General features: G+C 43.8%; 5 protein-coding genes. 1 reads left to right on the plus strand and 4 read right to left on the minus strand.

Annotated elements, in window-relative coordinates; translation table 11 throughout:
• Positions 1-14: 14 nt before the first annotated feature.
• The 4 genes from GTW09_RS17005 to GTW09_RS17020 all read right to left on the minus strand — a co-directional run bounded on the left by GTW09_RS17005 (position 15) and on the right by GTW09_RS17020 (position 7,038).
• A complete protein-coding gene (locus tag GTW09_RS17005; protein ID WP_163112819.1) occupies positions 15-2,741 on the minus strand; it encodes a TonB-dependent receptor plug domain-containing protein in 2,727 nt (908 codons plus the stop codon).
• 20 nt (positions 2,742-2,761) lie between these two features.
• A complete protein-coding gene (locus GTW09_RS17010) occupies positions 2,762-5,650 on the minus strand; it encodes a cadherin-like domain-containing protein (RefSeq protein WP_163112820.1) in 2,889 nt (962 codons plus the stop codon).
• Positions 5,651-5,758: 108 nt separating this feature from the next.
• A complete protein-coding gene (locus GTW09_RS17495; RefSeq protein WP_203565814.1) occupies positions 5,759-6,457 on the minus strand; it encodes a hypothetical protein in 699 nt (232 codons plus the stop codon).
• A 236-nt stretch (positions 6,458-6,693) separates the two neighbouring features.
• Positions 6,694-7,038 (minus strand): hypothetical protein, encoded by a 345-nt coding sequence (locus tag GTW09_RS17020; RefSeq protein WP_163112821.1) that lies wholly within the window; start codon positions 7,036-7,038, stop codon positions 6,694-6,696.
• Positions 7,039-7,324: 286 nt separating this feature from the next.
• On the opposite strand from GTW09_RS17020, the gene GTW09_RS17025 reads away from it, so the two are divergent.
• Positions 7,325-7,963: a YkgJ family cysteine cluster protein gene (locus GTW09_RS17025; RefSeq protein WP_163112822.1), complete on the plus strand. Its 639-nt coding sequence runs from the start codon at positions 7,325-7,327 to the stop codon at positions 7,961-7,963.
• The last annotated feature ends 194 nt before the right edge of the window (positions 7,964-8,157 follow it).

Below are 8,157 nucleotides of genomic sequence, written 5' to 3' on the forward strand. Positions count from 1 at the left end.
TTGTTTTAAACACACTATTGCCATTGGTAACCCACCTCAAACCAAATAGAGCGCCCAAGTTCTATACCTGATATGCCGGGCGCGACAGCATAAGTGCGCTGATCAAAAATATTTTGCATGTCTACGCGAAACTGTAGTTTGTGGTCATCAACAACCTGGGGTGTGTAATTTATTGATGCATTGAACAATACGCGATTTGGAAATTCAACCCGCTGATACACTGGTATATTAAAACTTTCTTCTACCGAAATTTGCGATGCAAAACGCCCTAGCTGAGAGGTAGGGGCAACATCTTCGGTAAGCACATAATCTTCATAGGTGGTTCTAAAGGTGCCTGTTACGCTGGTGGTAATTTGCTCTGACCAATTGGCGGCCCACACAAAATTAATAGAAAGAGGGCGAGAAAACTCAGACTGAATAATGGTTAAGTTGTCTCGAGTGGTTTCTGTAAATAAGGCGTCGCCGTTTGCATTTGTTTCACGAATGAATATGAGGTCGTTTAATAGCGCATCTTCTATGTCTTGCTCAGTGTTGCTGCTGAAGCTTTCTGAAAGAATGTAGCTTGTATTCAGCGATAGGCTGTGAACATCAAACAGTGCTGCCCACGAGAAAGATACGCGGCTATTTTGGCCTTTGCCGTCGTTCGTTTGCCCCTGATAGAAAAAACCATCTTGTGCATTATAAACTGGAGCACCATCGCGAATAAGCTGATCCCGCTGCCAACGCTTAGTATATTCCAATGAAAAATTACCTAACCAGGTTGACTGCTTCCAGCCCATGGTGAATTCATCGTTAAACGGAGTAGCGAGGTCGTTGAAGATAAATCGAGAATCGGAAGCCGCAGCTAAGTTTTGCCATCCTTGTACCACCCCGTTTGGTGAAACAGCGCGCCTTTGAAAAATAAACGGCGTTTGCTGCTCTCTGACTTTGTAGGTAAGCAGGTTTGCGTCGTAATATCGGTTGACGCCAAATGTGATGAGTTTATCGCCGCTGCCAAAAAGTTGGTAACCACCGCTCACTCGCGGGCCAATGTTGGTATTTTTTAAGAAATTATCATGATCTACCCGAACACCAACATTAATGTTGAGGTTGCCAAGCTCTATGGAATCGGTGAAATGCATTGATGCCACACCTACCCCTACATCTAAATACTCTTCAGGGTAAACCGCGCGAATCGAAAAATACTGCGGGGATGTGGTGACAATATTTGAATAAGCTAAAATGTGCTCTGGGTTTGCGAAGTCGAGCGGAGCGCCAAGCTGTGTTTCTAGTTCAGCAATACTGATTGAGGTGCCCAGTTCAACACAATCGAAAAGATTGCCACTGCAGTCTAAATTAGCAATGCCGGTAACGGGCGAGTTGTAAATGTAGCTATCGTAAAAACGCCTGCGAGTGAGGTTTTCATGCTGCAGCTGTATACCCCATTCAATGTTATGCTCTACGCCTAGGCCAGAGAAGGTGTTAAAACGCAGGGTAGTGTCGAAAAGTAGATTCTCTTGCTGCTTGTCTAAATCACCGTAACCACCCTGGCGAGAAATACTGACTTCTTCAGTAGGATCGCCAACGCCCCATGCTTTTCCTTTCGCTTTTGCCCATTGATAAAAGTGAGGGTTTGCTCGTCTGGAATTATCGCTTAACGTATAGCTCATTCGCGTGTCCAACGTGAAAAGCTCGAACGCATGCTGTAGTTGAAACGTTGAATTTATGCCGCCGCCTTGGTTTTCAAAATCACTGTTTTTGGCATTGGTGATGAGGTCTCTGCTCTCATAGGGAGAATAATTCAGCGTAAGCTGAAGTTTATCTAACCATAAATTTCGCTGAGTAAGACTTACCAGCAGGTTCATATTCTCTCTTTCAGTGAGTACAGGCTGGTTGAGCGATAGACGTGTTATTTCACTATTAATATAGTTTCCCGATACGAGTAGCCCGTGGTGATCTGAAAGCGGGATTTCCGCATTCATATTTAAGCTTTGTTTTCTAAAAGAGGGTTCCGTTGGCGCGGTGGCATTGCCCTGTGTGACGTCTTCTTCTAAAAACACATGGTAGTTATTCCAGTCACTCTGCGTACCACGGTAAGATAGGCTAAATGTGGGGGTTGTGGCGCGTGCCTCTCGCGTTTCCACATCTACCACACCGCCACTAAAGCTGCCGTAGCGTGCGGGAATGTTATTGGTGTATACCGTAATAGAATCGAGAATTTGCTGGTTAATATTAAAGGCTTGGGTAGAGCCTTCAACATCGTTAATGAGGACTTCACCTTCGCGATACGTCTCGGGATCTTGTCTGCTGTTAAAATTTACCCCATTGATAAAAAAGCCTGTTTGCCATGGCTGGGCACCCATTATCGACACCCGCTGCGCGCTAATTTCGCCTTGCTCGTTAGCATCGTAGCGCTCGCCACCCAGTTCGATACCTGGCAGCAGCTCTAGCAGTTCTGTAAAGTCACCACCATTGCGCGGTGCTGCATTGATAAGGTTTCTGTCGAGCACGAATCGACCAACCACTTCGGGTACCTGTAAACCAACGTATTGTCCTATGACTTCAATTTTTTCAATTTTTTTGTTTTCAGCGCTGTTTTTGGTTTCGTCAATACACTGCGCAATGCTTTGCTTATCTTTGCGTGATAACGCGTCTTTGCTTATACAGTGTTGATGTTGCTTTTGAGGCTGCTCTTTGGCGTTAACAGTGGTATTTATTGCTAACGAAAGAAGCAGCCCGTAAAGGGCTGCGTTGTAACTCATTACTGATTATTTACCTTATTTTACTCTTTCACTAGCGGGTTAAGATCTTCACTGTCAGGGATACCATCGTTATCTGCATCGTCGTCAGCGATGAGTCCTGATGCTTGAATAGCGGCGTCACTGACACCGTCGAGGAAAAAGTTGGGTAGACCATCTAAATCGGTATCAACGTTCGCAATACTAAACGCGGGAAAGTCGTCTCGTTGCGCAGCCTGAGTAGCAATAACAGCAAAAAGGCTATTCCTATCTGCATCAGTATAAATACTGCTTCGCGCTAGTTCAGTGGCGTTTTCATAAAAACCAAGCCAACTAAACTGTTCAATAAATACCTCATAAAGATCTAGATTTTCGTTGTCGGCGAAATCGCTGCTGGCGTTAAGAAGCGTTTGTTGAACGCTCATGGCTTTTGAATTTAACGCGGCAATAGTCGATGCGTAATCACTATGAATGCCTGCCTGTCGCTTGACGGCTTCAAACAGTTGATAGGTGCCAGTGAAGCTATTTTCACTATCTGGCTCATAGGCGAACTCGAGTTCATCGACAATAGTATTCACCATATCAACGCGTTCGGTTAAATCCACAAGGGTATCTAGCGTGGCAAGTACGTCATCGGTTGATTCGGTAAAGTAAGCTAGCGCATCGTTAAGATATCCTAGTGAAGCCACCGTATTAGTTACCTCTATACGATGTTCAAGCCGTGTTTCAGTATCTTCAAGACTAGACGCCAACGCCCACGCGTTATCAAGTGTGGCCTTTTCTTGTGCTTTATTGTCGGCAAGTTGGTAAATCGATGCACCCACAAGCAGCGCCGATACTCGATTAGCGTCTGATACGTAGGTGTTGTCGCTGTAATAGGTAGTTAAAAGTGCGGTACAGCCTTCAATGCTTGACGGGTTTAACGTATTGTCGGCGCTAAACTGCTGTTCAAGTTTTACTAGTCTTAAGCAACCTTGGTCGTCTAATACATTATTGGCGTTATATCGAACGTCTTCTAAATAAGGCGTTGTGCCCATTATACGAAGGGCTTCATTGAGTACTTTTTGTGCCTGACTAGTAAAGCCACCATAATAAAGCAACCATGCTGCGCGCTTGTCTAAAATATCATTGGCATCTTGTTCTACTAACGCTTCTACAGCGTACTCGGTGTCATCATAAGTAGTGGTGAAAAGCGTCTCTAAATCTAAAATTGTGCTATCGAGCGCACGTCCACTGCGTGCATCGTTGAATAACTGAAAAGCGTAGTGATCGCGATAAGCACGTTTGGTGTCAAAATCATTTTCGCCTTCTTCTTCAAAAACCAATTTCAGTGGGAGATTACCAAGAAAGCCATCGTTGCTGTTACTTTGCACAACCTCAGGGTACAGGGCGTTGAAGATACCTGCTAACAGACCTACGCCAGTGGGATAGCGTCGCAAGGTCGCTTCAGCAAATTCATCTGCTTGGGCTGTATAATTGATGTCGTAATCAACGTTAGTGTAAAGACTAAGTGTTTGCGCGAGCAACTCTTTCGCTTTTTCTTCTGCTTCAGCGGTATCGGTTACACTGCCAGTAAGACTAAGGTAAAAAGCTGAGCGCGTGGCATCAACAAGATAAAAGGCGCGACGCTGATAATATTGTTCACCTGAGCGTTCTTGATAGCTTGCTTGAAGTGCTAAAGACTGTTGAAAATTTAAGCCAACAAATGCGGCGTCGTAGTTGGCCTGTGTGGGTGAGTTTAAGTAAGCATCAACTTGCTCTTCCACGTAAGTTTTTACGGCCTGTAGGAAAAATCCATAGGCAGAACTCATTGGTTCATTGTCGTTGTGATTCGCATCGGCATAAATGCGGATAACTGACAATAAATCACTGGCTTGTTCTAGTTGGCCGGCGTTGACATAACTACGTACCACGCTTAAATAGAAACTGGCATCGCCTGGACGAATATTCGATATCCCTATTTCTGCAATATAGGCATTGTATTGACGGATGGCTTTATTGCGAAATTCATTGGCTAATGTAATGTTACCTTGAGCATCAAGCTTTTCAGCGCTCACGAGGTAGGCGCTTGCGCGTGTGGGTCTGTCGATAATATTGCCAATAGCATTACTCTCTGCTAAATCTGCAAACCCAGCTTCTGTATAACCTGCGGCCAGCTCGGCGTAGATATCTGCTGTAATATCGGCGTCTGTTATCGCTACTTTATCTTGATCGTTTTCGCGGGTAATAAACGCTTCTGCTTGCGCAAGATGCGACAGATCAGAAGCATAATAATAAGCAATTTTGTCACTATTTGACGCATAAGAGGGGGTGAGGGAAATAGTCGCTAAAACCGCGTCGCCAATGCCATCGATAACACTTACTTCAAAGGAAGCATCTACATTTTCTAATTCATTTTGTTCGAAAGTGAATGCACCTGTTGAGCTATCTAACGTTACCACACCTACACTAGGCTGGGTTACAACAGCAAACGTGAGAGCGTCACCGTCCGCATCAATTGCTTCAATTTGCCCTGTGGTTTCTCCCGCACTTGATACTGCCACTTGCGATGTCACTATTTCAGGTAAATCGTTTACATTTTCGACGGTAAAAGAAAGGGTTACTGACACCGTCTCAATACTGTCTGACACTGATATTTGTGCGGTGTCGTTGCCAAAAAAATCTTGATTGGGCGTGTAGGTGAACGAGCCATCTTGTTGTACTTGCAGTGTACCATTTTGAGGAGACTCACTTACACCGAAAGCTAAATCGTCATTATCGTTATCGGTTGCATTAATGCTTTCGGTAACTGAAGTGTCTTCATTCAACGTTATAGTAAATTCACTTTGCGATACTGAAGGCCCTGTGTTACCGCCATCACTGCCACCGCCACAGGCCATTAAGGTCGACGCGATGAAAACTGATAATGTACTTCGAATGAATCGTTTACGCATACATACTCTCCGCTAATAAAAATCGGCGAAGATGGTATAGGTAAATACATACTATTGCAAATGGTAATTACTCGCATTTGTATTTACATGAGGCGTGCTAAATAGTGCTCACTGAATATGGTTTACAATAATGAGTGGAAACGACGATGTACTTTTAGGCTGCCAACTGTCTGAAGGTGGCAGGTTTGAAATACCAAAAAACGCCATGGCATCTACAGAATAAGTCCATCCTCTGGCCTTGTTTGCTAACACTGCATCTTTAACATTTCCTTTCAACCCTAATCGCATTATGTCTGGGTTAACGCGCCATTTTTTATACAGTGCGGTCTCTCGTTCTTTTGCTTGTTCGATAACCTGGTCGTAGTGAGCTCTCAGTGCCAACCACTTTGCCTGTTTTTCTTTACCCGTGAGCGAACTTACCATCGCATCAATATCAGCATCTCGCCAGCGCGCAGAAGCGGCATCACCATGCCAGCCTATTACCGCATTAGTACCGAATGTTTTATTACTCGCTGCTGGAATGAGATAATTAGCACATGATGAAAAACAAAACGTTGGGATAATAATATCGAGTTGGTTTTTGAAAATAAGCTCAGCTAGATCCATTCCTGCATTAATGTTACCACCGCCACTAGTTATACTTATGCTTGTAATGCGTTCAATATTTGAGTCGAGTAGATCTTTGAAACGCGTATTTTGCGCATCAGTAATGTCCCCTGTGTATTCGATAGTGTTTCCATTAAGTAACACGGCAGCCATAATCTGCGATGGTAGGCACAAAAGAAAAATAACAATGAAAATTTTCATGAAAAAGACTCCGCATGTACGCATATAACAAGGCGCGCAGAGTAAAAGCGAATAATGTTTTTTTCAATGATAAATAGCAAAGACAAAACGCTTTCACCGTGGCTGTTTGACTATTCTAGTCAGATATTAAAAGGCAGGGCTGAATAGAAGCATACTCGCCGCTGGCTGGCGCATCATACAATCTTTCACAGATTATAAAGCACTAAGGCCGGGCAAAGCGGTTTTCTACATATACCCTAGCTTCCAAAGTCTTTTGCTCTGCCCGCATCGCGCATGGCTTGAACGGTTTGTTTATCGCAGTTAGCCAGTTTGGGGGCAGATAAAATGCCGGCTTCGTTTATGCGTATTAATACAGGGTTCGATGTGAGTGACTTATATAAAACAGCGCCGTCTTTTTGCGTACCGCTGATGTAAAACACTAAATCTTGCCATGTTGCGTCTCTCACGTCTTCACCTACCGAACAGACTAAAATGTCGGGAAACTTATTGATAATGCTGGCGTTAACAGCCGCACTTAGTAAAACACTACTCAACAGGACGGTGCTTAATGCGGCTACATTTCTTGATATTAATTTATTCATGGCGTTGAAGTCTCAATGTTCTTGTAACAAAAGTTGGAGGTACCTTACAGCTAAGCGTGTTCTTATTATTGCCAATGTTAAGTTTAAATAAATATTCCCTAGGCTAAAAAACTGACATAAAATCTGGCTAATTCAACCCCTGCTTCAAGCGTCACGCTTACTCTTACCTACAGCGGGGAAGAAGCATACTTTGTTTACTTTTTTAAACTGCCTTTATGATTGCCAGTGGCCTAGCGTATAACTGGTATCTAAGGGCGCTGTGTAGTTTGCTTTTAGCGGAGTCATTATGAATAGGCTGCGTGAACTTTCCAATCAAGTAATGGATGTTTACCAAGAGTTATCATTAGAGTTCGGTACCTACCAACACTCTCAAGGGTTAAGCTGTATTGAAAAGTGCGGTGCTTGTTGTAATAAGCCTGATATTGAGGTGTCACCATTGGAGATGCTTCCATATGCATTGCATTTATTCGATACAGGTCAGGCTGAAGATGTTTACCATGATTTGGAGTATTACAACGGGTTTGCTTGTAAACAATATCAGCGTACGAGTTTAGATGGCAAAGAGGGCTTCTGTAGCATTTATGAATACCGCCCCGGAATTTGCCGTATGTTCGGTGCGGCGGGATACACGACCAAGCATGGCGAAGCAACCTTATCAGTATGTAAGCCTATTAAAAATGCAGTACCAGATAAATACGCTAATGCACTGATTGCGATAAATACATTGAGTCATGATGGCCAGAATAAAAACGTCGCGAAGGTAAGGCCTCCCATGATTGCATTAGGGAGACAACGACTATCGCAGTTAGATTATGAACTTGGCGAGAGGCTCATGCCTATCAATGCGGCATTGCGCTACATTTTGGAAAAAATACTCACAACAAGCTATTACGCTAATAGCGATGATGATGGTGTAGCGGCTTAGATATTAGGGGGTCAGATCCAGATTAGCTTAGGAATTGAAGAGATATTGGCAAGCAAAAGGCTAATGCGGTTCTGACCCTGAGGGATCCCCACGAATTTAATTCCATGTGCTTCCGGCCCATGCACTGTCTACTATGGAGCTGTACCATTTGAGTGCAGCTTTCCACTGTCGCATGGTAAACCTTATTCGGCAAG

It is taken from the genome of Alteromonas hispanica (assembly GCF_010500915.1).
Taxonomy (GTDB): domain Bacteria; phylum Pseudomonadota; class Gammaproteobacteria; order Enterobacterales; family Alteromonadaceae; genus Alteromonas; species Alteromonas hispanica.